Raw genomic sequence first — 23920 nt, forward strand, 5'->3', positions numbered from 1 at the left:
TACGTTGGCAGCGATGCACAAGACGCTGATCGTGACCAACGACTTCCCGCCGCGCCCCGGCGGCATCCAGGCCTTCCTGCACAACATGGCGCTGCGGCTGGATCCCGACCGGATCGTCGTCTACGCCTCCACCTGGAAGCACAGCGCGGAGGGCCGCGAGGCCACCGCGGCCTTCGACGCGGAGCAGCCGTTCCAGGTGGTCCGCGACCGGACGACGATGCTGCTGCCGACCCCGCGCGTGACGCGGCGGGCGGTGGGCCTGCTGCGCGAACACGGCTGCGAGTCCGTCTGGTTCGGGGCGGCGGCCCCGCTCGGGCTGATGGGCCCGGCGCTGCGGCGGGCGGGTGCCCGGCGGATCGTGGCGACCACCCACGGGCACGAGGCGGGCTGGGCCCAGCTGCCGGCGGCGCGGCAGTTGCTGCGCCGGATCGGCGAGGGCACCGACACGCTGACGTACCTGGGGGAGTACACGCGCTCGCGGATCGCGTCGGCGGTGACGGACCGGGCGGCGGCCCGGATGGTGCAACTCCCGCCGGGGGTGGACGAGAAGACCTTCCACCCAGGATCGGGTGGGGCGGAGGTCAGGGCCCGGCTGGGGCTGACGGACCGGCCGGTGGTCGTCTGCGTCTCCCGGCTGGTGCCGCGCAAGGGGCAGGACACGCTGATCGAGGCGATGCCGCGGATCCTGGCGGCGGTGCCGGACGCGGTGCTGCTGATCGTGGGGGGCGGGCCCTACGAGGCGGACCTGCGCGAGCTGGCCGTCTCCACCGGGGTCTCGGACTCCGTCGTCTTCACCGGAGCCGTGCCGTGGTCGGAGCTCGCGGCCCACTACGGCGCCGGTGACGTCTTCGCCATGCCGTGCCGGACCCGCCGGGGCGGGCTGGACGTGGAAGGGCTCGGCATCGTCTACCTGGAGGCCTCGGCCACGGGCCTGCCGGTGATCGCGGGCGACTCGGGCGGTGCGCCGGACGCCGTCCTGGACGGCGAGACGGGCTGGGTCGTGCGGGGCGGTTCCCCCGAGGACGCGGCGGACCGGATCGTGACCCTGCTGAAGGATCCGGAACTGCGACGCCGGATGGGCGAGCGCGGCCGTGAGTGGGTCGAGGAGAAGTGGCGCTGGGACCTTCTGGCGGAACGCCTGCGCGAGCTGCTGTAGCCGGTGCCGGTGCGGCGCCGCTGCCGGGGGCTCCGCCCCCGGACCCCCGCGCCTCGAACGCCGGCGGGGCTGGATTTCGCCGCCGCCGACGGGCCGCGCAGCCATGTCTGACTGTTCCTCAGATGTCTGTCAATACCGCGTCTGGGCGGACGGCTGGATTCCGCCCATGATGCGGCCATGACATCCAACCTGACGCGCCGTCAACTATTGGGACTCGGCGCCCTCTCGACCGCCGCCGCGCTCGGCTTCACCCGGATCGGGGCGGCCTCCGCCGCGGCCGTGGAGCCCGCCGCAGCCCGGTACGCCCCCGCCATCGTCGTCGGCTCCGGTTACGGATCCGCCGTCGCCGCCCTGCGCCTCGGGCAGGCGGGGGTGCGTACCGTCGTCCTGGAGATGGGCCGGCTCTGGGACACCCCCGCGGCCGACGGCAAGGTCTTCCCCTCCACCTCCGCGCCCGACCAGCGCTCGATGTGGTTCCGCAACCGCACCGAGGCCCCGCTCGCCCAGTTCCTCTGGCTCGACGTCGTCAACCGCGACATCAGCCCCTACCCCGGCGTCCTCGACCGCGTGAACTACGGCGACATGTCCGTGTACGTCGGCCGCGGCGTCGGCGGCGGATCGCTCGTCAACGGCGGAATGGCCCCCACACCCAGGCGCTCGTACTTCTCCGAGATGCTGCCCCAGGTCGACGCCGACGAGATGTACGGCACCTACTACCCCCGCGCCCGCGCCATGCTCGGCGTCAACGACATCGACCCGGCCTGGTTCGAATCCACCGAGTGGTACCGCTTCGCCCGGATCTCCCGCAAGCACGCCCAGAACACCGGCCTGAAGACCGTCTTCGTCCCCAACGTCTACGACTTCGCGTACATGCAGCGCGAGGCGGCCGGCACCGCCACCCGCTCGGCCCTGGCCGGCGAGGTCATCTACGGCAACAACCACGGCAAGAAGAGCGTCGACAAGACCTACCTCGCCGCCGCCATCGGCACCGGCAACGTCACCATCGAGACCATGCAGCGCGTGGTCGGGGTACGGCCCGACCCGGCCGGGGGGTACGTACTGACGGTCCGGACCAGCGATGTCACCGGACGGGTCACCCAGGTCCGCGAACTCGGCTGCAAGCAGCTCTTCCTCGGGGCCGGGAGCCTCGGGACCACCGAGATCCTGCTGCGGGCCCGCGAGACGGGGACCCTGCCCGCGCTCAGCGACAAGGTCGGGCTCGGCTGGGGCCACAACGGCAACGTCATGACCGCCCGGGCCAACCACCTGTGGGACACGGTCGGCTGCAACCAGGCCACCATGCCCGCGATGGGCATCGACGACTGGGACAACGCCTCGAACCCGGTCTTCGCCGAGATCGCCCCGCTCCCCATGGGCATCGAGCACTGGATCTCGATGTACCTGGCCATCACCAAGAACCGGGAGCGCGGGCACTTCACCTACGACGCCGCCACCGACTCGGCCCGTCTCAACTGGCGGCGGGACCAGAACACGCCCTCGGTCGACGCGGCGAAGAACCTCTTCGACCGCATCAACCGGCGGAACTTCACGATGTACCGGTACGACCTGTTCGGCGACAACAGGGCCTTCGCCGACAACTTCACCTACCACCCGCTCGGCGGCTGCGTCCTCGGGGACGCCACCGACCTGTACGGGCGGGCCAAGGGCTACCAGGGGCTGTACGTGGTCGACAGCTCCCTGATCCCCGGATCGCTCGGCGTGAACCCGTTCGTGACCATCACCGCCCTCGCGGAACGGAACATGGCCCGGATCCTCGCCGAGGACCCCCGCTAGCCGCGGTCGGCAGCCCGGACTAGCCGCGGTACAGCGCCTCGATCTCGTCCGCGAAGTCCTTGGCCACCACATTGCGCTTCAGCTTCAGCGACGGCGTGATGTGACCCGACTCCTCCGTGAACTGGGAGGGAAGAATGCGGAATTTCCGCACCGATTCCGCCTTGGAAACCGCCGCGTTGCCGTCATCCACGGCCTTCTGGACGGCGGCGATCAGCTCCGCGTCCTCGCGCAGCTCCGCCGCCGTCACACCCGCCGGCTTGCCGTTCTCCGCGGCCCACCGGACGAGGAACTCCTCGTCGATGGTGACCAGCGCCGCCACGAAGGGGCGCGCGTCGCCCACCACCATGCACTCCGCGACCAGCGCGTGCGCCCGGATCCGGTCCTCGATGACGGCCGGCGCGACGTTCTTGCCGCCCGCCGTGACGATGAGCTCCTTCTTGCGGCCGGTGATCGCGAGGTAGCCGTCCTCGTCGAGGGTGCCGACGTCGCCGGTGTGGAACCAGCCGTCGGTCAGCGCCTCGGCGGTCGCCGACTCGTTCTTCCAGTACTCCTTGAAGATGTGCTCGCCGTGCAGCAGCACCTCGCCGTCGTCCGCGATGCGCACCACGGAGCCGGGCAGCGGCTGGCCGACCGTACCGATCTTCGTCTTGTCCCACGGGTTGAAGGCCGTGGCCGCACAGGACTCGGTGAGGCCGTAGCCCTCCAGCACCGTGAAGCCGATGCCGCGGAAGAAGTGGCCGAGCCGCTCGCCCAGCGGGGCGCCGCCGGAGATCGCGTACTCGCCGCGCCCGCCGAGGACCGTGTGCAGCTTGCTGTAGACCAGCTTGGAGAACAGCTTGTGCTTCAGGCGCAGCCCGAAGGACGGGCCGCCCGGGGTGTCCAGCGCGCGGCTGTAGGCGATCGCGGTGTCCGCCGCGGCGTCGAAGATCTTGCCCTTGCCGTCGGCCTGGGCCTTGGCGCGAGCCGAGTTGTAGACCTTCTCGAAGACGCGCGGGACTCCGAGGATCAGCGTGGGCCGGAAGGACTGGAGCTCGTCCGTCAGGTTCTTGATGTCCGGTACGCAGCCCAGGCGGATCGGCGCCAGTACGGCCGCCACCTCCACCAGGCGCCCGAAGACGTGCGCGGCCGGGAGGAAGAGCAGGACGGAGCACTCGCCGGTGCGGAAGAGCGGGCTCAGCCGCTCCACGACGTTGCCGCACTCGGCGAAGAAGTTGCGGTGGGTCAGCACGCAGCCCTTGGGGCGGCCGGTGGTACCCGAGGTGTAGACGATGGTGGCCGGGTCGTCGGCGTTCGCGAGGCTGCTGCGCTCCTCGACCTCGGCGTCGGAGATCTCCGCGCCGGCGGTCTTCAGCGTCTCCAGCGCGCCCTGCTCGATCTCCCAGACCTCGCGCAGCTCCGGCAGCCGGTCGCGCAGGGAGGCCACGGCCGCGCTGTGCGCCGGGCTCTCCACGATGACCGCGACGGCACCGGAGTCGCCGAGGATCCACTGGACCTGCTCGGGGGAGCTGGTCTCGTAGACGGGGACGGTGACGCCGCCCGCGCTCCAGATCGCGAAGTCGAACAGCACCCACTCGTAGCGGGTGCGGGAAATCAGGGCGACCCGGTCGCCGGGCCGGATGCCGGCCGCGACGAGGCCCTTGGCCGCGGCGCGGACCTCGGCGAGGAACTCGGTCGCGGTCACGTCCTGCCACCGGCCGTCGACCTTGCGGCTCATGACTGCGGTGTCTGGATGCTGAGCGGCGTTGCGGCGGATGAGATCCGTCAGGTTCCCGTCCGACGGGACCTCGTACAGGGCCGGAAGGCTGAACTCGCGCAAGACTGCTGCTCCTCTGGGCGCCATCGCCACCATGTGGACCGACCGGACGTTACCCACCGGTAGTGGGTTCCCGATAGGGGGAACCGGCCAGATGTTCCGTGCGTCACATTCTGCACTTACCCTGCTTCGCCATAACGTGCCGACAGTAGTCGACCCGTCCGGCGACTCGGAAGTAACCGCAGGTCCGGCCACCCTTCCCACCCCCTCTACCCGCCGCCACCAGGCAGCTCTAGGGTGGGGCGCATGGCTGGCAGCATGCGGGGACAGCAGCGGGGCGCGAGCGGATCAAGCCGTGGACCGGGCCATGGGCCGGGCCGCACCCGGGTGCACGTCGTGAGCGACGTGCACGGCAACACCGAGGCCCTCGCCCGCGCCGGAGACGGCGCCGACGCCCTCATCTGCCTCGGCGACCTCGTGCTCTTCCTCGACTACGCCGACCACTCCCGAGGGATCTTCCCCGATCTGTTCGGCGTCGAGAACGCCCACCGGATCGTCGAGCTGCGCACCGCGCGCCGCTTCGAGGAGGCCCACGCCTTCGGCCGGCAGCTCTGGACCGGCCTGGACCGGGACACCCTCATCGAGGGCGCCGTACGCCGCCAGTACGCACAGATGTTCGCGGCCTTCCCCACCCCCACCTACGCCACCTACGGCAACGTCGACGTCCCGGGCCTGTGGCCCGAGTACGCCGACCGCGACGGCATCACCGTGCTCGACGGCCAGCGGGTGGAGATCGGCGGCCGGGTCTTCGGCTTCGTCGGCGGCGGACTGCCCTCCCCGATGCGCACCCCGTACGAGGTGGACGTGGAGGAGTACGCCGCCAAGGTGGAGGCCCTCGGCGAGGTGGACGTGCTCTGCTCGCACATCCCGCCGGAAGTGCCCGAGCTCTGCTACGACACCGTCGCCCGCCGGTTCGAACGCGGCAGCGAGGCCCTGCTCGCCGCCATCCGCCGCACCCGCCCCCGCTACGCCCTCTTCGGACACGTCCACCAGCCGCTGGCCCGCCGCATGCGCATCGGGAACACCGAGTGCGTGAACGTGGGCCACTTCGCGGCGACCGGCCGGCCCTGGGTCCTCGAATGGTAGGGATCGAGCCGCATCACGGCGGGCTCCGGCAGGGTCCGGGAGCCACTGGAGTGGCGACGTCCACACGCGCGGTAGCCTTCACGCGGCGGCCCCAGGCCGCACACATCCTCGAACTCCCCCAGCTGCCGCTGGGAGGTACCCCCAGCCCGGAGGAGCGACCGCGATGGCGGAACACACCAGCTCAAGCATCACGATCGAGGCTGCGCCCACCGACGTGATGGCCGTGATCGCCGACTTCGCCCGTTACCCCGAGTGGACCGGCGAGGTGAAGGAGGCCGAGGTACTGGCCACCGACGCCGAAGGGCGCGCCGAGAAGGTCCGCCTGCTGCTCGACGCGGGCGCGATCAAGGACGACCACACCCTCGCCTACACCTGGAAGGGCACCGACGAGGTCAGCTGGACCCTGGACAAGTCCCAGATGCTGCGCCAGCTGGACGGCTCCTACCGGCTGGCGGCCGTCGACGGCGGCAAGCGGACCGAGGTCACCTACCAGCTGACCGTCGACGTCAAGATCCCCATGCTCGGCATGATCAAGCGCAAGGCCGAGAAGGTCATCATCGACCGTGCGCTCGCGGGCCTGAAGAAGCGCGTCGAAAGCGTCTGACCCCGCTTCCCGCGCGCCGGAGGGGCCGGGGAACACGCTGCGCGCCCTTCCGGGCCCACCGCCCGCAGGCGCGCGGCCACGGACCACCACCGACCCGGAGCACCCGCACATGCACACCTTGCTGATCACAGGCCCCGGCGGGGCCGGGCGGACCACCGTGGCCGCGGCCACCGCACTCGCCGCGGCCCGCCAGGGGCGGCGGGTGCTGCTGCTCTCCGGCGACGTCGGCGACCCGCTGACCGCCCTGGCCGGGGACCCGGCCGCCCCCGGGCTGCGGGTGGCCCGGGTGGACTCCGGCGAGGAGTTCCGCGACGAGCTCGTCACCCTCCAGCAGCGCGGATCCGCCCTGCTCGGCATGGTCGGGGCCCGGCCCCTGGACGCCGAGGAGATCACCGAACTGCCCGGCGCCGAAGAGTTCGCCCTGCTCCGCGCCCTGCGGCGGGCCGCCGCCGCGCCCGGCACCGACCTCGTCGTCGTCGACATGCCACCGCTCCACCGGAGCGTGGCCACCCTCGCACTCCCCGCCCAGCTGCGCCGCTACCTCGCCCGGCTGCTGCCCGCCGAGCGGCAGGCCGCCCGCGCCCTGCGGCCCGTACTGGCCCAGCTGGCCGGCGTCCCCATGCCCGCGCAGTGGCTCTACGAGACCGCCGCCCGCTGGGACGAGGAGCTGGCCGCCGTCCAGGCCGTCGTCGAGGCCGACACCACCGAACTGCGGCTGGTCGCCGAGCCCGGCCCGGCCGCCGCCGACGCGCTGCGCCTCGGCCGGCTCGGACTCGCCCTCCAGCAGCTGCCCGTCTCCGCCGTCGTCGCCAACCGCACCGTGCCGGTGGAATCCGCCGACCCCTGGCTTGCCGGGCTCGCCGCCCAGCAGGAGAAGTACACCGCCGAGTGGGCGGCCGAGCTCCCCGTCGTGACCCTCGCCCACCTCGGCCGGGACCCGCGCGGCCCGCAGGACCTGGAGCAGCTCGCCGCCACCGGCGGGCTCGTGCCCGAGGCGCCCGCACCCCGCCGGGCCTGGGCCGTGGAGGACCGGCTCGCCGAGGACGGGGTGCTCGTCTGGGTGGTACCGCTGCCCGGCGCGCACAAGAGCGACCTCGACCTCGTCCGCCGCGCAGACGAGCTGCTGCTCACCGTCGGCCCCCACCGCAGGATCGTTCCGCTGCCCGCCGCGCTGCGCCGCTGCACCGTCTCCGGCGCCGCCCTCGCCCAGGGGGAGCTGCGGATCCGCTTCACCCCCGACCCGGGACTGTGGCCCCGTACGCGATGAACCGCGTACCCCCGTTCGGGTACCGTCGAAGGTAGTCCGTACCGCACGCACCGCAGCAGCCGCAGAAGAGAGTCCGCCATGAGCGAGGCCACCGACCGTCCCGCCGACAACGACGCCTGGGCCAGCGCCTGTGCCGAGGACCTCGCCGCCGAGAAGGAACGCCGGCGCGGACAGGAGCAGGCCGCGGCCGGCGGCACCGGCACCGCCGCCGAGGAGCTGTTCAAGCTCTTCGAAGCCGTCGCCGACAAGGTGTCCGGGCTGAACAACCCGCTGCTCGGCGCGGCCGCACAGGGCGCGGTGCGCCAGATCGTCGACCAGGCCAAAACCGCCGCCAAGCCCGTCATCGAGCGCAATCCGGAGGTCTTCGACCACCTCGCGGCCGCCGGCTCCGAGCTGCTCGCCGCCTACCGTTCGGCCGTCGAGGGCCACGAGCGCCGCTGGACGCGGGGCGAACCCCCGGCTCCCCGGCAGGCGTCCCACGACCGCGACCCGCGTGACGAAGGGCCCGACGACGGCCCCTCCGAGCGGATCGATCTCGACTGATCCTCCGGAAGCCTCGGGTACGGTTGGCCGTGGCGGGGTTTGACCGGAAACCGAGGGACTAATGGGACTCACCATCGGCGTCGACATCGGCGGCACGAAGATCGCGGCCGGCGTGGTCGACGAAGAGGGCACGATCCTTGAGACGTACAAGGTGCCCACCCCGCCGACCGCGGACGGAGTGACGGAGGCCATCTGCGCCGCCGTCTCCGAGGTCAGCAGCAACCACACCATTGAGGCCGTCGGCATCGGCGCCGCCGGATACGTGGACGACAAGCGCGCGACCGTACTGTTCGCGCCCAACATCAACTGGCGGCACGAGCCGCTGAAGGACAAGGTCGAGCAGCGCATCGGCCTGCCCGTCGTCGTCGAGAACGACGCGAACTGCGCCGCCTGGGGCGAGTACCGCTTCGGCGCCGGCCAGGGACACGACGACGTCATCTGCATCACGCTCGGCACCGGCCTGGGCGGCGGCATCATCATCGGCAACAAGCTGCGGCGCGGACGCTTCGGCGTCGCCGCCGAGTTCGGGCACATCCGGGTCGTCCCGGACGGCCTGCTGTGCGGCTGCGGCAGCCAGGGCTGCTGGGAGCAGTACGCCTCGGGGCGCGCGCTCGTCCGGTACGCGAAGCAGCGCGCCAACGCCACCCCCGAGAACGCGGCGATCCTGCTCTCGCTCGGTGACGGCACCCCCGAGGGCATCGAGGGCAAGCACATCAGCGAGGCCGCCCGGCAGGGCGACCTGGTGGCCATCGACGCCTTCCGCGAACTGGCCCGCTGGGCCGGCGCGGGACTGGCCGACCTGGCCTCGCTGTTCGACCCGTCCGCCTTCATCGTCGGCGGCGGGGTCTCGGACGAGGGCGACCTCGTCCTCGACCCGATCCGCAAGTCCTTCAAGCGCTGGCTGGTCGGCGGCGCGTGGCGTCCGCACGCGCAGGTCCTCGCCGCACAGCTGGGCGGCAAGGCCGGGCTCGTCGGCGCGGCCGACCTGGCCCGCCAGGGCTGACCTCTTTTCACCCTTCTTTCTCTGCCCGCCGCCCGCCGCGCCCCTTGGGGGAGCGGCGGGCGGCTGCGTATCTTGCGGGTCATGGACCAGCTGCCGAAGTCCCGTACGGAGCCCGACGGTTCTGCCGTGATCCGGGTGCTCAGCTACAACATCCGCTCCCTGCGCGACGACGAGGAGGCGCTGGCCCGGGTCATCCGGGCGTGCGAGCCCGACCTCGTCCTCGTCCAGGAGGCCCCCCGGTTCTTCCGATGGCGCAAACACGCGGCGCGGCTGGCCGCCAAGTGCGACCTGGTGGTGCTGGGCGGCGGCGCGACGGCGGCCGGGCCGCTGCTGCTGTGCTCGCTGCGCGTCTTCGTGGAGCGCACGGAGGACGTCCTGCTGCCGCGCACCCCCGGCCTGCACCGCAGGGGCTTCGCCACGGCGGTGATCCGGGTCGGGGGCGTGCGGCTGGGCCTGGCCTCCGTGCACCTCTCGCTGCAGGCGGCGGAGCGGCGGGCCCACGCGGAGCTGCTGCTGGACCGGCTGGCCGGCATGGACGTGCCGTACGCGATCGCCGCGGGCGACCTGAACGAGGGCCCGGACGGGCCCGCGTACGGGCTGCTGGCCGCCGGGCTCCAGGACTGCCGGGCGGTGGCCCCGTGGGGCGGCGGACCCACCTTCCCCGCGGCGGCGCCGGACCGCCGGATCGACGCGGTGTTCGCCACGAAGGGGGTCGAGGTGCTGGCCTGCGGGGTCCCCGCGGGGCTGCCGGGCGTCTCGGCCACGGACCTGCGGTCGGCGACGGACCACCTGCCGGTGCTGGCGGCCCTGCGGCTGTCGGCCGCGCCGTAGCCGGGGGCGCTGCCCCCGGACCGCGCCTCACTCGCCGGCGGGGCTCTCTTTCAGCCCCGCCGGCGATGGGGGCACGGGGTCCGGGGCGGAGCCGCGGGAAGCCTCGGGGTCAGACGACCGCGCCGCGGCCCGGGTCGTCGTCATCGTCTTCGCCGTCGTGCGCCATGCGTCCCACCAGCGTGGCGAAGCCGCCCAGGAAGCCGCCGATGCCCAGCGTCGTCAGCCACCAGGTCATCTCCCACTGCAGGAGCACCGCGAGCAGCAGCAGCACCGGACCGCCGACGACCGCCAGCCACGCGAACTTCGACGTCGTGTCCGCGGGCGGGAGCTCCGGCTCCGGGGGCACGAAGTGGCCCTCCTCCGCCGAGGTCAGGTCGTCGTCCTGCGGCTCCGCCGGCGAGTGGTCCCGGGGACCCGCCATGCCCACGCCCGGCGCGAAGAGCACGGAGCTGCCCAGCGCCGCCGGGGGCCCCGGTTCCGCTTCAGGCTCCGGATCCGGCTTCGTGTCCGGTTCGGTGTCCGGCTTCGGATCGGCCTTCGCGTCCCGTCCCGAGTCCGCGGGCAGCGGCTTGACGTCCTCCTCCGGCAGGAGGAGGTTCTCGATCGGCCTGAACGGTCTGGCCCCCGGCGGGTCCGGCGGCTCCTGGCCGTACCCGGCGACGATCGCCGCCCACGCCGCTTCCTCGTCCAGCGGCGGAACCCCGCCCGACTGCTCCTCGTGCTCAGCCACCGGCCTCCGCCCCCTCCCTGCCCACGCTCTCCGCCAGTCGGCCGATGAACGCATAACTGTCCGCGAAGATCCGCTCCGCGTCATGGTCCAACGTCGCGACGTGGTAGCTCTGTTCCAGCAGGGTCTCGGTGACGTCCGTCGAGGACACCCGGGCCAGTACCCGCGCGGAGTCCACGGGCGGTACGACATGGTCCTGCGGGCTGTGCAGCAGCAGCATCGGCTGCGTCACCTGCGGCAGATCGGCGTCCACGAGCTGCAGGAACTTCTTCAGCGAGTGCGCGGCCCGGGTCGGGACCCGGTCGTAGCCGACCTCCTCCGAGCCCGGCTTCGCGATGTCGCTGGCGATGCCCGGCGTGGAGCGGATGAGGTGCTTGGTCACCGGCAGGGTCACGGCCAGCGGGTCGTGCACCTTGTTGGCCGGGTTGACGAGCACGATGCCGCTGATGGCGTCCCCGTGCTTGGCCGCCAGCCGCAGCGTCAGAGCCCCGCCCATCGACAGCCCGAAGACGAACACCTGCTCGCACCGGTCCAGCAGTTCCCGCAGAGCGCGGTCCACCTCCGCGTACCAGTCCTGCCAGCCCGTGAGCTGCATGTCCTGCCAGCGCGTCCCGTGCCCGGGCAGCAGCGGGAGCGACACCGTGAGGCCCCGCCCGGCGAGGTACTCGGCCCAGGGACGCAGGGACTGCGGGGAACCGGTGAAGCCGTGGCAGAGAAGGACGCCGACCTCTCCGCCCTCGTGGCGGAACGGCTCGGCTCCAGGGAGGACGGGCACCAGAGTCTCCTTGATCACGATGTACATCGGGTGGGTGCGTTGCTCTGTGTGACTTCAAGGTACGCGACCGGGGTGGCACCGGCCAGGGTCGTCGGGGCCCCTGCCGGTGTAGGCACGGGATATGGTCTGTTCGACAGACACAGGAAGGCTTTCGAGTTGATCTACGGCGCAATGAAGTTCTCCATCGGCGGTTCACTGAAGCTCGCATTCAGGCCGTGGGTGGAGGGCCTCGAAAACATTCCCGCAGAGGGGCCGGCGATCCTGGCGAGCAACCACCTGTCCTTCTCCGACTCCTTCTTCCTGCCTGCGGTGCTGGACCGGAAGGTCACCTTCATCGCGAAGGCGGAGTACTTCACCTCCCCGGGGGTCAAGGGCAAGCTGACGGCCGCCTTCTTCAAGGGCGTCGGCCAGCTCCCGGTGGACCGCTCCGGCGCCCGCGGGGCCGGTGAGGCCGCGATCCAGAGCGGCATCCAGGTCATCGAGCGCGGAGAGCTGTTCGGTATCTACCCCGAGGGCACGCGTTCACCCGACGGACGCCTCTACCGCGGCAAGCCCGGCGGTCTGGCCCGCGTGGCCCTGGCCACCGGTGCGCCCGTGATCCCCGTCGCGATGATCGACACGGAGAAGATCCAGCCGCCCGGCAAGGTCGTCCCCAAGCTGATGCGCCCGGGGATCCGGATCGGCAAGCCGCTGGACTTCAGCCGCTACCAGGGCATGGACAGTGACCGCTTCATCCTCCGCTCGGTGACCGACGAGGTCATGTACGAGATCATGAAGCTCTCCGGCCAGGAGTACGTCGACATCTACGCGACCGCGGCCAAGCGCCAGATCGCCGATGCCGAGAAGGCCGAGAAGGCCGCCAAGGCGGAGAAGACCGCCAAGGCCGACGGCACGTCGGAGTAGGTGCGCGCGGGCGGTACCGCCCGCGGGGGGTGGGGGAGATGGCGAAACGCGAACGCGTCGTACGCATGTCGGTCGAGCAGCCGCTGTGGCGTGCCCTGACCGCGTACCGACTGCTGACCATGGCCTACGCGGTGCTGCTGTTCGCCGCCGCGTACAAGGAGTTCCCGCGCCCCGGCGTCGCGGTCGGCTACCTCGCCTTCCTCGCCGTCTGGACCCTCGCCACCTCCCGCAAGGTGGCGAACGCGGCGAGCTGCACCAAGGGCTTCCTCGTCGCCGACCTCACCGTCGCCATCGCGGGCATCGTGCTCACCCCGGTCGCCGACACCCAGGCGCGGATCCACGCGGGCGGCTCCACCCTCCCCACCATCTGGACGGCGGGCGCGGTCCTCGCCTTCGCCATCAAGGGCGGCTGGCGCTGGGCCTGCTTCGCCTCCACCTTCGTGGCGGCCGCCAACCTCGCCATCCACACGGGCCAGCCCACCCGGGACACCCTGCACAACGTCCTGCTCGTATGGGTCGCCTCCGTCGCCATCGGCTACGTGGTCGAGGTCGCCCGGGCCAGTGAGAACACCCTCGCCCGCGCCCTGGAGATCGAAGCCGCGACCCGCGAGCGCGAGCGCCTCGCCCGCGACATCCACGACGGGGTCCTCCAGGTCCTCGCCATGGTCCAGCGCCGCGGCAGCGAGCTGGGCGGCGAGGCCGAGGAGCTCGGCCGGATGGCCGGGGAGCAGGAGGTGGCGCTGCGCACGCTGGTCTCCAGCGGGCTGGTGCAGCCCTCCCGGGTCTCGCACGACGAGTCGCGGGGCGCTCTGGTCGACGCGTACGAGGTGGACGAGCCGGGCGCCGAGGACGGCGAGCTGGACCTGCGGACGCTCCTCGCCCCGCACGCCGGGTCCCGCGTGAGCTTCGCCGAGCCGGGCACCCCGGTGCCGCTGCCGGTGCCCGCCGCGAAGGAACTGGCCGCGGCGGTCGGCGCCGCCCTGGACAACGTGCGCAAGCACGCCGGGGAAGGGGCTCGGGCCTGGATCCTCGTCGAGGACTGGGGCGACGAGGTCATCGTGACCGTTCGCGACGACGGCCCCGGCATCCCGGCGGGCCGGCTCGACCAGGCGGCGGGCGAGGGCCGGATGGGGGTGGCCCTGTCCATCCGCGGCAGGCTGCGCGATCTCGGCGGCAGCGCCGATCTGGTGTCCGTCCCCGGGCAGGGCACCGAAGTGGAACTGAAGGTACCCAGGGGGAGGACGAACAGAACATGAGCGAGAGCACCGACGTGAACGTGAACGATCCGAACAGGCCGAACGAGCTCCACGAGACAAGGGTGATGGTCGTCGACGACCACCCGATGTGGCGGGACGCGGTCGCCCGCGACCTGGCCGCCGCGGGCTTCGACGTCGTCGCCACCGCCGGCGACGGCCCCGAGGCGGTCCGCCGGGCCCACGCCGTCACGCCCGACGTACTGGTCCTCGACCTCAACCTGCCCGGCATGCCGGGCGTGCAGGTCTGCAAGGAGCTGGTCGGCGCCAATCCCGCCCTCCGGGTGCTGGTGTTGTCGGCCAGCGGTGAGCACGCGGACGTCCTGGAAGCGGTGAAGTCCGGCGCGACCGGCTACCTGCTGAAGTCCGCCGGCGCCCAGGAGCTGATCGACGCCGTGCGCCGCACCGCGGCGGGCGACCCGGTCTTCACCCCGGGCCTGGCCGGGCTGGTGCTCGGCGAGTACCGGCGCCTGGCCACCGACCCGCTGCCGGCCACCTCCGACGAGCCGAAGGCCCCGCAGCTGACCGACCGCGAGACCGAGGTACTGCGGCTCGTGGCCAAGGGGTTGTCGTACAAGCAGATCGCCGAACGCCTGGTCATCTCCCACCGCACCGTGCAGAACCACGTCCAGAACACCCTGGGCAAGCTGCAGTTGCACAATCGGGTCGAACTCGTCCGGTACGCGATAGAACGCGGCCTCGACGACGCGTAGTACCCGCCCGGGGGACGTCCGCACCGCCCGTCGATCGTACTTACTTCCTCGTACGAGTGAACGGGCGTACGCAACGCCTCGCAATTCCACCGGAATTGGCCTCTCCAGGCCCCTTGCTGTGATCTGGGTCACCACTAGCGTGACCGTCATGGCGATTGGAGATTCCATGAAGGTCGGAGTGCTGACCGGCGGCGGCGACTGCCCCGGGCTCAACGCGGTGATCAGGGCCGTCGTCCGCAAGGGCGAGCAGGAGTACGGCTGCGGGTTCGTCGGGTTCAAGGACGGCTGGCGGGGCGCGATCGAGGGGCGGACCGTCCCGCTCGACATCCCCGCCGTCCGCGGCATCCTGCCCCGCGGCGGCACCATCCTCGGTTCCTCGCGCACCAATCCGTTCAAGACGGAGAACGGCGTGCGGGACATCAAGGAGAACCTCGCGAAGTACGAGGTGGACGCGCTCGTCGCGATCGGCGGCGAGGACACCCTCGGGGTCGCGGCCCGGCTGTACGAGGAGTACGGCGTCCCCTGCGTCGGGGTGCCCAAGACCATCGACAACGACCTGTCCGCCACCGACTACACCTTCGGCTTCGACACCGCCGTCGGCATCGCCACCGAGGCCATCGACCGGCTGCACACCACGGCCGAGTCCCACATGCGGGTCCTGGTCGTCGAGGTCATGGGCCGGCACGCCGGCTGGATCGCCCTGCACTCGGGGCTCGCGGGCGGCGCCAACGTCATCCTCATCCCGGAGCAGCGCTTCGACGTGGACGAGGTCTGCGCCTGGGTGACCTCCCGGTTCCGGGCGAGCTACGCGCCGATCGTGGTGGTCGCGGAGGGCGCGATGCCCAAGGACGGGGAGATGGTCCTGAAGGACGGCACCCTGGACTCCTTCGGCCATGTCCGGCTGTCGGGCGTGGGTGAGTGGCTGGCCAAGGAGATCGAGGCGCGGACCGGCAAGGAGGCCCGTACGACCGTGCTCGGGCACATCCAGCGGGGCGGCACGCCAAGCGCCTTCGACCGGTGGCTCGCGACCCGGTTCGGGCTGCACGCGATCGACGCGGTGCTCGACAGGGACTTCGGGAAGATGGTCGCGCTCAAGGGGACGGACATCGTCCGGGTGCCGATCGCGGAGGCGACGTCGAAGCTCAAGACGGTGGATCCGGCGCTCTACAAGGAGGCCGGGGTCTTCTTCGGCTGAGCGGCGACCCGCCACCATGGGCCGTATGGTGACAAACGGCCCATGGTTCGAGGTGCGGGAGCAAGCGTGGAGATCCTGGCATTCGGTGTGACCGCCGACGAGAAGCCGCTCCTGGAGCAGGCGTTCGCGGGGCAGCACGAGGTCCGTTGCCTGGACGTCTTCCTCGACGAGGACACCGCGCCGATCGCCGCCGGGTACGAGATCGTCTCCTCCAGCGTGAACGCCGACCTGAACGGCCGGGTGCTGCGGGTCCTGGCGGCGGGCGGGACGAAGCTGATCTCCCAGCGGTCCACCGGCTTCAACAACATCGACCTGGACGAGGCCCGGCGCCTGGGCCTGGCGATCAGCCGGGTCTCCGCCTACTCGCCCTACTCGGTGGCCGAGTTCGCCTGGGCCCTCGCGATGGCGGTGAACCGGCGGATCGTCCGGGCGTCGATCCGGACCCGGGACTTCGACTTCAGGCTGAACGGGCTGATGGGCCGGGACTTCCACGGCCGCACGGCCGGCGTGCTCGGCACCGGCAAGATCGGTGAGGCGTTCACCCGGATCGCCCACGGTTTCGGCATGCGCCTGCTGGGCTGGGACGTGGTGCAGAACCCGGCCTGCCTGGAGCTCGGCATGACGTACGTGGACAAGGACGAACTGCTCGCCTCCTCCGACCTGGTCAGCCTGCACGTGCCCCTGCTGGAGTCCACCCGGCGCATCGTCGACGCCGCGGCGCTGCGGCGGATGCGGGACGACGCGATCCTGGTGAACTCCAGCCGCGGCGGGTTGATCGACACCGATGCCCTGGTCGACGAACTCCGGGCGGGCCGCTTCACGGGCGTCGGCCTGGACGTGTACGAGGCGGAGGCCGGGGTCTTCTTCCTCGACAAGTCCCTGGAGGCCGTCGAGGACGACACCCTGGCCCGGCTGGTTACCTTCCCGAACGTCGTGGTGACCTCCCACCAGGCCTACTACACGGCGGACGCGGTGGGCCAGATCATCGCCACCACCGTCGCCAACGTGGCGGACCACCTGGCGGGCCGCCGCTCCGAGAACACCCTGGTCCCGCCGCCATAGCCCACCGGCACCGCGCGTTCACCCGGACTTCGGCGCACGGCCATGCCGGCGGGCCGGGGCGGGGGATAGATTCGGCCACGTGGACATACCCGTCGTGGCGCGCTGGGCCCTGCTCGCCCTCGCCCTCCTGAGTTTCCTCGGCGCCCTGCGGGCGCTGCACCTCGCCCGCAGGGCCGCCCCCGGCCACCGGTCCGGACGGCTGCTGGACGCCGCCGACCACACCCTGGGGACGGTGCTGATCACCTCCTTCGCCCTCCCCGGCGAGCACGTGGAGATCCCGCTCGTCGCGCTGGCCCTGATGGCGCCGGTGCTCGTGTGGAAGGGCGTCCGCGAGACCCGGTCCCGCCGGAAGGCGAAGCCGGCCCCCGCCGACGGCACCGCCTAGACCGGGGCCATGACACCGGTCAGCAGCTCGCGCAGCAGCTCCGCGCCGCGCAGCGTGAGGACCGACTCCGGGTGGAACTGCACCCCCGCGAAGCCTCCGGACGGGGACCGCAGGGCGTGGACCTCGCCCGTGGCCGCGTCCCGGGACACCTCGATCCCCGTCGCGGCCAGCCGGGCGGCGCCCGCCTCGTCGCAGTGCGCGGTGTAGGTGTTGTAGAAGCCGACCACCTCCTCGGTCCCGAACAGATCGATCCGGGTCTGCGCCCCCTGCGCCGGTTCCGCCTTGCGGATCAGCGGGAGGCCCAGCTCGGCCGCCAGCAGCTCGTGCCCCAGGCAGACCCCGACCAGGCCGTGGCGGTGCCCGGCCAGCAGCTCGGCCGCCAGCGCCCGCAGCATCCGCATCCTGGGGTCCGAGGTATCGGCCGGATTGCCCGGGCCGGGGCCCAGGACGATCGGGCCCTCCCAGGCCAGGGCCGCCGCGCGCAGCCCCGGGTCGTCGAAGCGGCGTACGGTCACCTCCAGCCCGGCCACCCGCAGGACGTGTGCCAGCATCGCCGTGAAGGTGTCCTCGCCGTCCACCACCAGCGCGTGCCCGGCCGGGGCCGGCGGCCGCTCCTGCATCCGCAGCCAGAACGGCGCCAGGTCCTGGCGGCGGGCGGCGAGGGCCGCCTGCACCCGGGGGTCGTCCGCCAGCCGGGCCCCCTGCGACGCGGGCCGCGGTGCGGCCGGCCGCACCCCGAGCGCCGCCAGCACCCCCGCCGCCTTCGCATGGGTCTCCGCCACCTCGCCCGCCGGATCCGAGTGCCGGACCAGCGTCGCGCCCACCGGCACCCGCAGCACGCCGTCCGCCGCGATGTCGGCCGTGCGGATCAGGATCGGGGAGTCGAGGGTCTGCGCCCCCGCCGGATCCCGGCTCAGCAGGGCCAGCGCGCCCGCGTAGTAGCCGCGCCCGCCCACCTCGTACCGCTCGATGACGCGGCAGGCGTTCTGCACCGGGGACCCGGTGACCGTCGCGGCGAACATCGTCTCGCGCAAGACCTCCCGCACGTCCAGCGAGGACCGGCCCCGCAGCTCGTACTCGGTGTGCGCGAGGTGGGACATCTCCTTCAGCCGCGGTCCGACGACGACCCCGCCCCTGTCCCCGACCGTGCACATCATCTTCAGTTCCTCGTCGACCACCATCGACAGCTCCTCGGTCTCCTTGCGGTCGCCGAGGAAGGCGAGGAGGGAGTCGGCGGTCGGCCCCCCGGCCGGATAGCGGTAGGTGCCGCTGATCGGGTTCATCACGACCGTCGGGCCGGACATCCGCACGTGCACCTCCGGGCTGGCCCCCACGAGGGTCCGCTCCCCGGTGTGGACGACGTACGTCCAGTACGCGCCCCGCTCGCCCTCCAGCAGCCGCCGGAACAGCGCGAGCGCGTCGGCCCGGCCGAATCCGTCGATGCGGCCCTCGTAGGTGCGCCGGATGACGAAGTTCGCGCCCTCGCCCCGGCCGATCTCGCCTTCGACGACCCGCCGGACGGTGGCCGCGTACTCCTCGTCGGGGACGTCGAAACCGCCGTCCTCGACCCGCACCCTGTGCCCCGGCAGTGCGGCCAGCGCCTCGGCGAGCGGGATCTCGTACGCCTCCTCGGCGACCAGCACGCTCAGCGGCGTGCCGTCGTCGCGTACGTCGAAGCCGCGCTCGCGGATCTGCCGGAAGGGGACGAGCGCGAGGGTGGGCAGCTCGCCGAGGGGCAGGTCGGCGAGCCGCTCGACCTCGCCGACCTGCCCGATCAGCACCTCGACGGTGTCGTGGTCGCGGCCGGGGGTCCGCCGGCGCAGCAGGGCGAACGGCGGGGAGGCGGGGTCGAGCAGCCGGCTCAACCGGTGGGGTCGGATGGGGTTCATGGGGCGGAGCGTCCTTCCGGTGGGAGGAGCGGCTCCGGGACCCGGCCACACGGCCGGAAACGCGGAAGGCCGCCCCTCGGGGCGGCCTTCGCGTCGTGCGTGTCGTCAGGTACGCGCGAGAAGTGGGCCGCCGGGAGCGGTCCACCACCAGTTCTGGTTCGAGTGCGCGTACATGGCGGCCACCTTAGCCCAGACCGCCCCCGCGGGGCAGGATCTGTCTCACGACGCGAGCTGAACCATGGATTCCGTTCCGTCGGGCGTCCGCGACCTTTGAGCTGGTTCGTCTCACGTTGTGGGCGGGGGGCCGGATGCGGCGTGTGACGCCGTAATGTGTACGAGGTGACCGTGAACGCTGAAACCCAAGCCCCCGCCGCCAAGGCGACCTGGCGAGACCTTCCCGCGGCGCAGCAGCCTTCGTACCCCGATGCCGAGGCTCTGCGCGCTGTCGTCGCGGACCTCGAGTCGTATCCTCCCCTCGTTTTCGCGGGTGAGTGCGACCAGCTGCGTGCCCGTCTGGGAGCCGTCGCCAAGGGCGAGGCGTTCCTCCTCCAGGGCGGCGACTGCGCCGAGGCCTTCGACGGTGTCTCCGCCGACCACATCCGAGCCAAGCTCAAGACGCTGCTCCAGATGAGCGCCGTCCTGACGTACGCGGCCTCCGTGCCGGTCGTCAAGGTCGGCCGCATCGCGGGCCAGTACTCCAAGCCCCGCTCCAAGGACACCGAGACCCGCGACGGCGTCACCCTGCCGACCTACCGCGGTGACTCCGTCAACGGCTTCGCCTTCACCGAAGAGGCCCGGATCCCGGACCCCGAGCGGCTGAAGCGCATGTACAACGCGTCCGCCTCGACGCTCAACCTGGTGCGCGCCTTCACCACCGGCGGTTACGCCGACCTGCGCCAGGTGCACGCCTGGAACCAGGACTTCGTGAAGTCCAGCCCGTCCGGTCAGCGCTACGAGCAGCTCGCGCGGGAGATCGACAACGCGCTGAACTTCATGAAGGCGTGCGGCACCGACCCGGCCGAGTTCAAGGCCGTCGAGTTCTACGCCTCCCACGAGGCGCTGCTGCTCGACTACGAGGGCGCGCTGACCCGCACCGACTCGCGCACCGGCAAGCTGTACGACACCTCCGGCCACATGGTCTGGATCGGTGAGCGCACCCGCCAGCTGGACCACGCGCACATCGAGTTCTGCTCGCAGATCGCCAACCCGATCGGCATCAAGCTCGGCCCCACCACCACGGTGGACGAGGCGCTGACGTACATCGACCGCCTGGACCCCGAGCGCGAGCCGGGCCGGCTGACCTTCGTCGTCCGCATGGGCGCCGACAAGGTCCGCGACAAGCTCCCCGAGCTGGTCGAGAAGGTCACCGCCTCCGGCGCGATCGTCGCCTGGGTCACCGACCCGATGCACGGCAACACCTTCGAGGCGGCCTCCGGCCACAAGACGCGCCGTTTCGACGACGTGCTCGACGAGGTCAAGGGCTTCTTCGAGGTCCACAAGGCCCTCGGCACCCACCCGGGCGGCATCCACGTCGAGCTCACCGGTGACGATGTCACCGAGTGCGTGGGCGGCGGCGACGAGATCTTCGTCGACGACCTGCACCAGCGCTACGAGACGGCCTGCGACCCGCGGCTCAACCGCAGCCAGTCGCTGGACCTGGCCTTCCTCGTCGCCGAGATGTACCGCGACCAGTAAGGATCAGTCAGTACCTTCGTACGACAGTGGGGCGCGGATCGATGTGATCCGCGCCCCACTGTCGTATCCAGGGCTTTTAGGCCACCCTAACTTTGGGTACGGTTAGGTAAGCCTCACCGAAACGGGGATGGCTCGCCGAACCGAAGAACCATTCCGCCCTGGGAGGTGAACCGCGTGTACGTATGCTCTTGCTTCGGAATCACCGACAAGCAGGTCAAGGAGCACGCGGCCGACGGGGCCTGCACCCCGCGCCAGATCGCCTCGGCCACCAAGGCCGGCACCGACTGCGGGTCCTGCGTGCGCACCATCCAGGGCATCCTCGGCCGTGGGGCGTGCCCGCGCCGTGAGCTGCTGGAGAAGGGCGAGGCGGCTGCCGTCCTCGCCGCGGAGCCGGGTCCGGCCCGCTCGGCGGAGCTGGCGGAAGCGGCCTAGAGCCGGTTCCCGGAGCCCGTCAGCTCGGCTGCTCGATCAGCTGCGCGATGTAGAGCGGCTCACCCAGGGACTCGATGAGCTCCAGCTGGGTGTCGAGGTAGTCGATGTGGTGCTCCTCGTCCTCCAGGATCTCCTCGAAGAGCCGGGCCGAGGTGATGTCACCCTTGCCGCGCATGACCTCGATACCCCGCTTGAGACGGTCGATGGCCTCGACCTCGACCTGGCGGTCCGCCTGGAACATCTCCGTGAGCGTCTGCCCGACGCGCACGTGGAAGAGGCGCTGGTAGTTCGGCAGGCCATCGAGCATCAGGATGCGCTCGGTGATCTTGTCCGCGTGCTTCATCTCGTCGATGGACTCTTCACGCGTGTACTTGGCGAGCTTGGTCCAGCCCTTGTTGTCCTGGATGCGGTAGTGCAGCCAGTACTGGTTGATGGCCGTCAGCTCGCCGGTCAGCTGCTCGTTCAGAAACTCAAGGACCTCGGGGTCGCCCTGCATCGCAGAGGCTCCTTCCAGGCAATGTCAGCTATGTGACGGGGCAGTTGCGCGCATCCTTGCACCGCCGCCGGAGAGCGTCCAGTAAGTGCCTCCTTAGTGGGAGTTGCCGTGACTTGCCCGGATAGGGCCGGACCTGGTCATGACCACCCTGCCCAATCTGTCACCATGGAGTCATGGGTCAGCCGGAAAGCCGGGAATCTCCGGGAGCAGAGCAGCTGGAGCTTCCACCGGGGCAGCGGCTGCAGAGGGGCTGGCCGGTCACCCACTACGGGCCGGTGCCCAAGTTCAAGCCGGACCGCTGGGAGTTCCGCGTCTTCGGCGCGACGGCCGACGGGGACAAGCACTGCTGGAACCACGAGGAGTTCACGGCCCTGCCGTTCGACTCCGTCGTGGCCGATCTGCACTGCGTCACGAAGTTCAGCATGCAGGGCGCCGAATGGGGCGGTGTGCTCGCCCGCGAGGTCCTCGCCCTGGCGCCTCCCGCGCCGCAGGTCACGCACGTGATGGTGTGGGCCGAGTACGGCTTCAGCTCCAACCTGCGGCTGTCGGACTTCGCCTCCGACCGGACGGTCTTCGCCACGCACGAGGGCGGTGAACTGCTCACCGCCGAGCACGGTTTCCCCGTACGGCTGGTGGTTCCGCACCTGTACGCCTGGAAGGGCCCCAAGTGGGTCCGCGGCATCGAGTACATGACCGCCGACCGCCGCGGCTTCTGGGAGGAGCGCGGCTACCACAACATCGGCGACCCGTGGCGCGAGCAGCGCTACTCGTACCAGGAGGAGCCCGGGGAGGGCCCCGAACTGTAGTCGCTCAGTGGTGGTACCGGTGCACGACCGCGTGACCCATGCCGCGGCCGATCATCCACTTGTTGACCGGGGTCGTGATCACGAAGGCGGCCGCCAGCGCGATCGCCAGGACGATCCAGAACAGCGCATCCGACAGGTGCGCGTCCATCGCGCCGGGCCACAGGGCGATCACTCCGTTGTCGATCAGCTCCATGACGGCGATCGAAAGGGTGTCCGCGGCCAGCGCCACCCGGATGGCCGCACGGAGGCCGACCCCCGCGGCGAGGACCCCGCGCAGGGTGAGCGCATAGCCGAAGAAGAACGCGAGGACGATCGCCAGGATCATCGTGGACACGTTCCCCCAGCCCAGCGCGGTACCGATGATCATGCCGAGTACCTCGCCGATGGCGCATCCGGTCAGGCAGTGGAGGGTGGCCCGGGCGGCCATGCCCCAGCTGACCGGGCCGCCGACGGTGTGGGCGGCGTGGGCGGTGTGGGCGTGCTCGTGGTGGTGGTTCTCGGGTCCGTGGTGCTGGTGCGAGTGCTGATGCTCGTGCTCCATGACAACCCCCTCGTGGGAACGCCGGGTAGCGGTTCCGTCGATATGTCGGAACCGTATACCCCCCTGGGGTATTCCTCAAGGAGTCGGGGGATCAGTGCGGGCCGCGCAGCTCCTTCAGCAGCGCCACGTCCGCCGCATGCCCTTCCCGGCCCCCGGGCGTCTCGATGATCAGCGGTACGCCGTCCATCGCGGGGTGCGAGATCAGCTCGGCGAAGGCCTCCCGGCCGATGTGCCCCTGGCCGATGTTGGCGTGCCGGTCCTTGTGCGCGCCGACACCCTCCTTGGAGTCGTTCGCGTGCACCAGCTTCAGCCGGCCCTCGCCCACCGTGTCCACCAGCAGGTCCAGCGTCAGCTTCGTCCCGCCCGGCTCCGCCAGATCGTGGCCGGCCGCGAAGATGTGGCAGGTGTCCAGGCAGATGCCCAGCTTCGGATGGCGGTCGAGCGCCTCGAAGTACGGGCCGAACTCCTCGGCCGTCGAGCACAGCGAAGAACCCTGCCCGGCCGTGGACTCCAGCAGCAGGAACGGGTCGTCGTCGTGCGTCAGTTCGTCGAGCAGCGGCAGCATGTGCTCCCTGACCTGCGCGTACGCCGCCTCCCGCGGGCGGCCCCCGGTCGCCGACCCGGTGTGCACGACCACCCCGAGCGCGCCGATCTCCCGGCCGCGGCGCAGCGAGTGGCGCAGCGACTCCACCGACTTCTCCACCGTCGCCTCGGTGTGCGAGCCGAAGTTGATCAGGTACGGCGCGTGCACGTACGCGGGGACGGACTCCGCCGCGCACTCCGCCCGGAACCGTTCGTCCTGCGCCGGACTGCCGACCGGGGTGGCCCAGCCGCGCGGATTGGCGACGAAGACCTGGACGGCCTCCGCCCCCATCTCCCGAGCGTAGGCCAGGCCGACCGAGGCGAGGCCGCCGGCGACGGGGACGTGCCCGCCCACGGGATTGCGCATCA

At 71.6% G+C, this 23920-nt stretch carries 24 protein-coding genes; 17 read left to right on the plus strand and 7 right to left on the minus strand.

Going from position 1 to position 23920, the window contains the following annotated elements:
* The first annotated feature begins 13 nt into the window (after positions 1–13).
* Both Sspor_RS30015 and Sspor_RS30020 read left to right on the plus strand, forming a co-directional pair.
* Positions 14–1156: a glycosyltransferase family 4 protein gene (locus Sspor_RS30015; protein ID WP_202201898.1), complete on the plus strand. Its 1143-nt coding sequence runs from the start codon at positions 14–16 to the stop codon at positions 1154–1156.
* Between the two features lie 177 nt (positions 1157–1333).
* Entirely contained in the window at positions 1334–2950 is a 1617-nt protein-coding gene (locus Sspor_RS30020; RefSeq protein ID WP_202201899.1) for a GMC oxidoreductase, read from the plus strand.
* A 19-nt stretch (positions 2951–2969) separates the two neighbouring features.
* Here Sspor_RS30020 and Sspor_RS30025 read toward each other — a convergent pair whose 3' ends face one another.
* Positions 2970–4766 (minus strand): AMP-dependent synthetase/ligase, encoded by a 1797-nt coding sequence (locus Sspor_RS30025; RefSeq protein WP_202201900.1) that lies wholly within the window; start codon positions 4764–4766, stop codon positions 2970–2972.
* Between the two features lie 255 nt (positions 4767–5021).
* Here Sspor_RS30025 and Sspor_RS30030 point away from each other — a divergent pair, with 255 nt between their 5' ends.
* The 6 genes from Sspor_RS30030 (at position 5022) to Sspor_RS30055 (ending at position 10097) form a co-directional block, all read left to right on the plus strand.
* A complete protein-coding gene (locus Sspor_RS30030) occupies positions 5022–5849 on the plus strand; it encodes a metallophosphoesterase family protein (RefSeq protein WP_237404401.1) in 828 nt (275 codons plus the stop codon).
* Between the two features lie 163 nt (positions 5850–6012).
* Complete coding sequence (locus Sspor_RS30035; protein ID WP_202201901.1) at positions 6013–6453, plus strand: SRPBCC family protein; 441 nt, start codon at positions 6013–6015, stop codon at positions 6451–6453.
* A 109-nt stretch (positions 6454–6562) separates the two neighbouring features.
* The gene (locus Sspor_RS30040; RefSeq protein ID WP_202201902.1) at positions 6563–7720 is read left to right on the plus strand and encodes an ArsA family ATPase; all 1158 of its coding nucleotides are present in this window, start codon (positions 6563–6565) and stop codon (positions 7718–7720) included.
* Between the two features lie 78 nt (positions 7721–7798).
* Entirely contained in the window at positions 7799–8263 is a 465-nt protein-coding gene (locus Sspor_RS30045; RefSeq protein ID WP_202201903.1) for a DUF5304 domain-containing protein, read from the plus strand.
* Between the two features lie 61 nt (positions 8264–8324).
* Complete coding sequence (locus Sspor_RS30050) at positions 8325–9266, plus strand: ROK family glucokinase (protein ID WP_202201904.1); 942 nt, start codon at positions 8325–8327, stop codon at positions 9264–9266.
* An 81-nt stretch (positions 9267–9347) separates the two neighbouring features.
* Positions 9348–10097 (plus strand): endonuclease/exonuclease/phosphatase family protein, encoded by a 750-nt coding sequence (locus tag Sspor_RS30055; protein WP_202201905.1) that lies wholly within the window; start codon positions 9348–9350, stop codon positions 10095–10097.
* A gap of 109 nt (positions 10098–10206) precedes the next feature.
* On the opposite strand, the gene Sspor_RS30060 is transcribed toward Sspor_RS30055, so the two are convergent.
* Together Sspor_RS30060 and Sspor_RS30065 are read right to left on the minus strand one after the other, a co-directional pair.
* Positions 10207–10827: a hypothetical protein gene (locus Sspor_RS30060; protein WP_202201906.1), complete on the minus strand. Its 621-nt coding sequence runs from the start codon at positions 10825–10827 to the stop codon at positions 10207–10209.
* Positions 10820–11599 carry an alpha/beta hydrolase gene (locus tag Sspor_RS30065; protein ID WP_189736279.1) on the minus strand — a complete coding sequence of 260 codons (780 nt, stop codon included), beginning with the start codon at positions 11597–11599 and terminating at the stop codon, positions 10820–10822. Before Sspor_RS30065 ends, Sspor_RS30060 begins: the two co-directional genes overlap by 8 nt.
* Positions 11600–11770: 171 nt before the next feature.
* Between Sspor_RS30065 and Sspor_RS30070 the strand changes: the two genes are divergently transcribed.
* The 6 genes from Sspor_RS30070 to Sspor_RS30095 all read left to right on the plus strand — a co-directional run bounded on the left by Sspor_RS30070 (position 11771) and on the right by Sspor_RS30095 (position 17110).
* Entirely contained in the window at positions 11771–12502 is a 732-nt protein-coding gene (locus Sspor_RS30070) for a lysophospholipid acyltransferase family protein (protein WP_202203955.1), read from the plus strand.
* 38 nt (positions 12503–12540) lie between these two features.
* Positions 12541–13758: a MacS family sensor histidine kinase gene (gene macS, locus Sspor_RS30075; protein WP_202201907.1), complete on the plus strand. Its 1218-nt coding sequence runs from the start codon at positions 12541–12543 to the stop codon at positions 13756–13758.
* A 65-nt stretch (positions 13759–13823) separates the two neighbouring features.
* Positions 13824–14468, plus strand: a complete 645-nt coding sequence (locus Sspor_RS30080; protein WP_051763403.1) for a response regulator — start codon at positions 13824–13826, stop codon at positions 14466–14468.
* Positions 14469–14634: 166 nt separating this feature from the next.
* Positions 14635–15663, plus strand: a complete 1029-nt coding sequence (locus tag Sspor_RS30085) for a 6-phosphofructokinase (RefSeq protein WP_202203956.1) — start codon at positions 14635–14637, stop codon at positions 15661–15663.
* A 66-nt stretch (positions 15664–15729) separates the two neighbouring features.
* Positions 15730–16725: a 2-hydroxyacid dehydrogenase gene (locus Sspor_RS30090; protein ID WP_202201908.1), complete on the plus strand. Its 996-nt coding sequence runs from the start codon at positions 15730–15732 to the stop codon at positions 16723–16725.
* Between the two features lie 79 nt (positions 16726–16804).
* Positions 16805–17110: a hypothetical protein gene (locus Sspor_RS30095; protein ID WP_202201909.1), complete on the plus strand. Its 306-nt coding sequence runs from the start codon at positions 16805–16807 to the stop codon at positions 17108–17110.
* Here Sspor_RS30095 and Sspor_RS30100 read toward each other — a convergent pair.
* Complete coding sequence (locus tag Sspor_RS30100) at positions 17107–18999, minus strand: anthranilate synthase family protein (RefSeq protein WP_202201910.1); 1893 nt, start codon at positions 18997–18999, stop codon at positions 17107–17109. The two genes, Sspor_RS30095 and Sspor_RS30100, sit on opposite strands and share 4 nt — an antisense overlap.
* Positions 19000–19338: 339 nt before the next feature.
* On the opposite strand from Sspor_RS30100, the gene Sspor_RS30110 reads away from it, so the two are divergent.
* Positions 19339–20694, plus strand: a complete 1356-nt coding sequence (locus tag Sspor_RS30110; protein WP_030010523.1) for a class II 3-deoxy-7-phosphoheptulonate synthase — start codon at positions 19339–19341, stop codon at positions 20692–20694.
* A 165-nt stretch (positions 20695–20859) separates the two neighbouring features.
* A complete protein-coding gene (locus Sspor_RS30115; RefSeq protein WP_202201911.1) occupies positions 20860–21126 on the plus strand; it encodes a (2Fe-2S)-binding protein in 267 nt (88 codons plus the stop codon).
* Between the two features lie 19 nt (positions 21127–21145).
* Here the strand turns inward: Sspor_RS30115 and bfr are convergent, their stop codons facing one another.
* Positions 21146–21622: a bacterioferritin gene (gene bfr / locus Sspor_RS30120; RefSeq protein WP_030010525.1), complete on the minus strand. Its 477-nt coding sequence runs from the start codon at positions 21620–21622 to the stop codon at positions 21146–21148.
* Positions 21623–21795: 173 nt separating this feature from the next.
* On the opposite strand from bfr, the gene Sspor_RS30125 reads away from it, so the two are divergent.
* Positions 21796–22428 (plus strand): sulfite oxidase-like oxidoreductase, encoded by a 633-nt coding sequence (locus Sspor_RS30125; RefSeq protein ID WP_202201912.1) that lies wholly within the window; start codon positions 21796–21798, stop codon positions 22426–22428.
* A gap of 4 nt (positions 22429–22432) precedes the next feature.
* On the opposite strand, the gene Sspor_RS30130 is transcribed toward Sspor_RS30125, so the two are convergent.
* Together Sspor_RS30130 and Sspor_RS30135 are read right to left on the minus strand one after the other, a co-directional pair.
* On the minus strand, positions 22433–22969 hold the full coding sequence (locus Sspor_RS30130) for a DUF4396 domain-containing protein (RefSeq protein WP_202201913.1): 537 nt from the start codon (positions 22967–22969) through the stop codon (positions 22433–22435).
* 91 nt (positions 22970–23060) lie between these two features.
* Positions 23061–23918, minus strand: coding sequence for a deoxyribonuclease IV (locus tag Sspor_RS30135; RefSeq protein WP_202203958.1), 858 nt, complete (start codon positions 23916–23918; stop codon positions 23061–23063).
* Positions 23919–23920: the final 2 nt, after the last annotated feature.

Origin of the sequence: Streptomyces spororaveus (assembly GCF_016755875.1) — a bacterium.
Taxonomy (GTDB): Bacteria; Actinomycetota; Actinomycetes; order Streptomycetales; family Streptomycetaceae; genus Streptomyces; species Streptomyces spororaveus.

Excerpts from the sequence above, each read along its gene's own strand:
- Sspor_RS30045 (WP_202201903.1), top strand. The coding sequence starts at position 7,799 with ATGAGCGAGGCCACCGACCGTCCCGCCGACAACGACGCCTGGGCCAGC.
- Sspor_RS30070 (WP_202203955.1), top strand. The coding sequence starts at position 11,771 with ATGAAGTTCTCCATCGGCGGTTCACTGAAGCTCGCATTCAGGCCGTGG.
- Sspor_RS30125 (WP_202201912.1), top strand. The coding sequence starts at position 21,796 with ATGGGTCAGCCGGAAAGCCGGGAATCTCCGGGAGCAGAGCAGCTGGAG.
- Sspor_RS30035 (WP_202201901.1), top strand. The coding sequence starts at position 6,013 with ATGGCGGAACACACCAGCTCAAGCATCACGATCGAGGCTGCGCCCACC.
- Sspor_RS30085 (WP_202203956.1), top strand. The coding sequence starts at position 14,635 with ATGAAGGTCGGAGTGCTGACCGGCGGCGGCGACTGCCCCGGGCTCAAC.
- Sspor_RS30080 (WP_051763403.1), top strand. The coding sequence starts at position 13,824 with ATGGTCGTCGACGACCACCCGATGTGGCGGGACGCGGTCGCCCGCGAC.
- Sspor_RS30015 (WP_202201898.1), top strand. The coding sequence starts at position 14 with ATGCACAAGACGCTGATCGTGACCAACGACTTCCCGCCGCGCCCCGGC.
- Sspor_RS30135 (WP_202203958.1), bottom strand. The coding sequence starts at position 23,918 with ATGCGCAATCCCGTGGGCGGGCACGTCCCCGTCGCCGGCGGCCTCGCC.
- Sspor_RS30130 (WP_202201913.1), bottom strand. The coding sequence starts at position 22,969 with ATGGAGCACGAGCATCAGCACTCGCACCAGCACCACGGACCCGAGAAC.
- macS (WP_202201907.1), top strand. The coding sequence starts at position 12,541 with ATGGCGAAACGCGAACGCGTCGTACGCATGTCGGTCGAGCAGCCGCTG.
- Sspor_RS30030 (WP_237404401.1), top strand. The coding sequence starts at position 5,022 with ATGCGGGGACAGCAGCGGGGCGCGAGCGGATCAAGCCGTGGACCGGGC.
- Sspor_RS30050 (WP_202201904.1), top strand. The coding sequence starts at position 8,325 with ATGGGACTCACCATCGGCGTCGACATCGGCGGCACGAAGATCGCGGCC.
- Sspor_RS30040 (WP_202201902.1), top strand. The coding sequence starts at position 6,563 with ATGCACACCTTGCTGATCACAGGCCCCGGCGGGGCCGGGCGGACCACC.
- bfr (WP_030010525.1), bottom strand. The coding sequence starts at position 21,622 with ATGCAGGGCGACCCCGAGGTCCTTGAGTTTCTGAACGAGCAGCTGACC.
- Sspor_RS30100 (WP_202201910.1), bottom strand. The coding sequence starts at position 18,999 with ATGAACCCCATCCGACCCCACCGGTTGAGCCGGCTGCTCGACCCCGCC.
- Sspor_RS30055 (WP_202201905.1), top strand. The coding sequence starts at position 9,348 with ATGGACCAGCTGCCGAAGTCCCGTACGGAGCCCGACGGTTCTGCCGTG.
- Sspor_RS30020 (WP_202201899.1), top strand. The coding sequence starts at position 1,334 with ATGACATCCAACCTGACGCGCCGTCAACTATTGGGACTCGGCGCCCTC.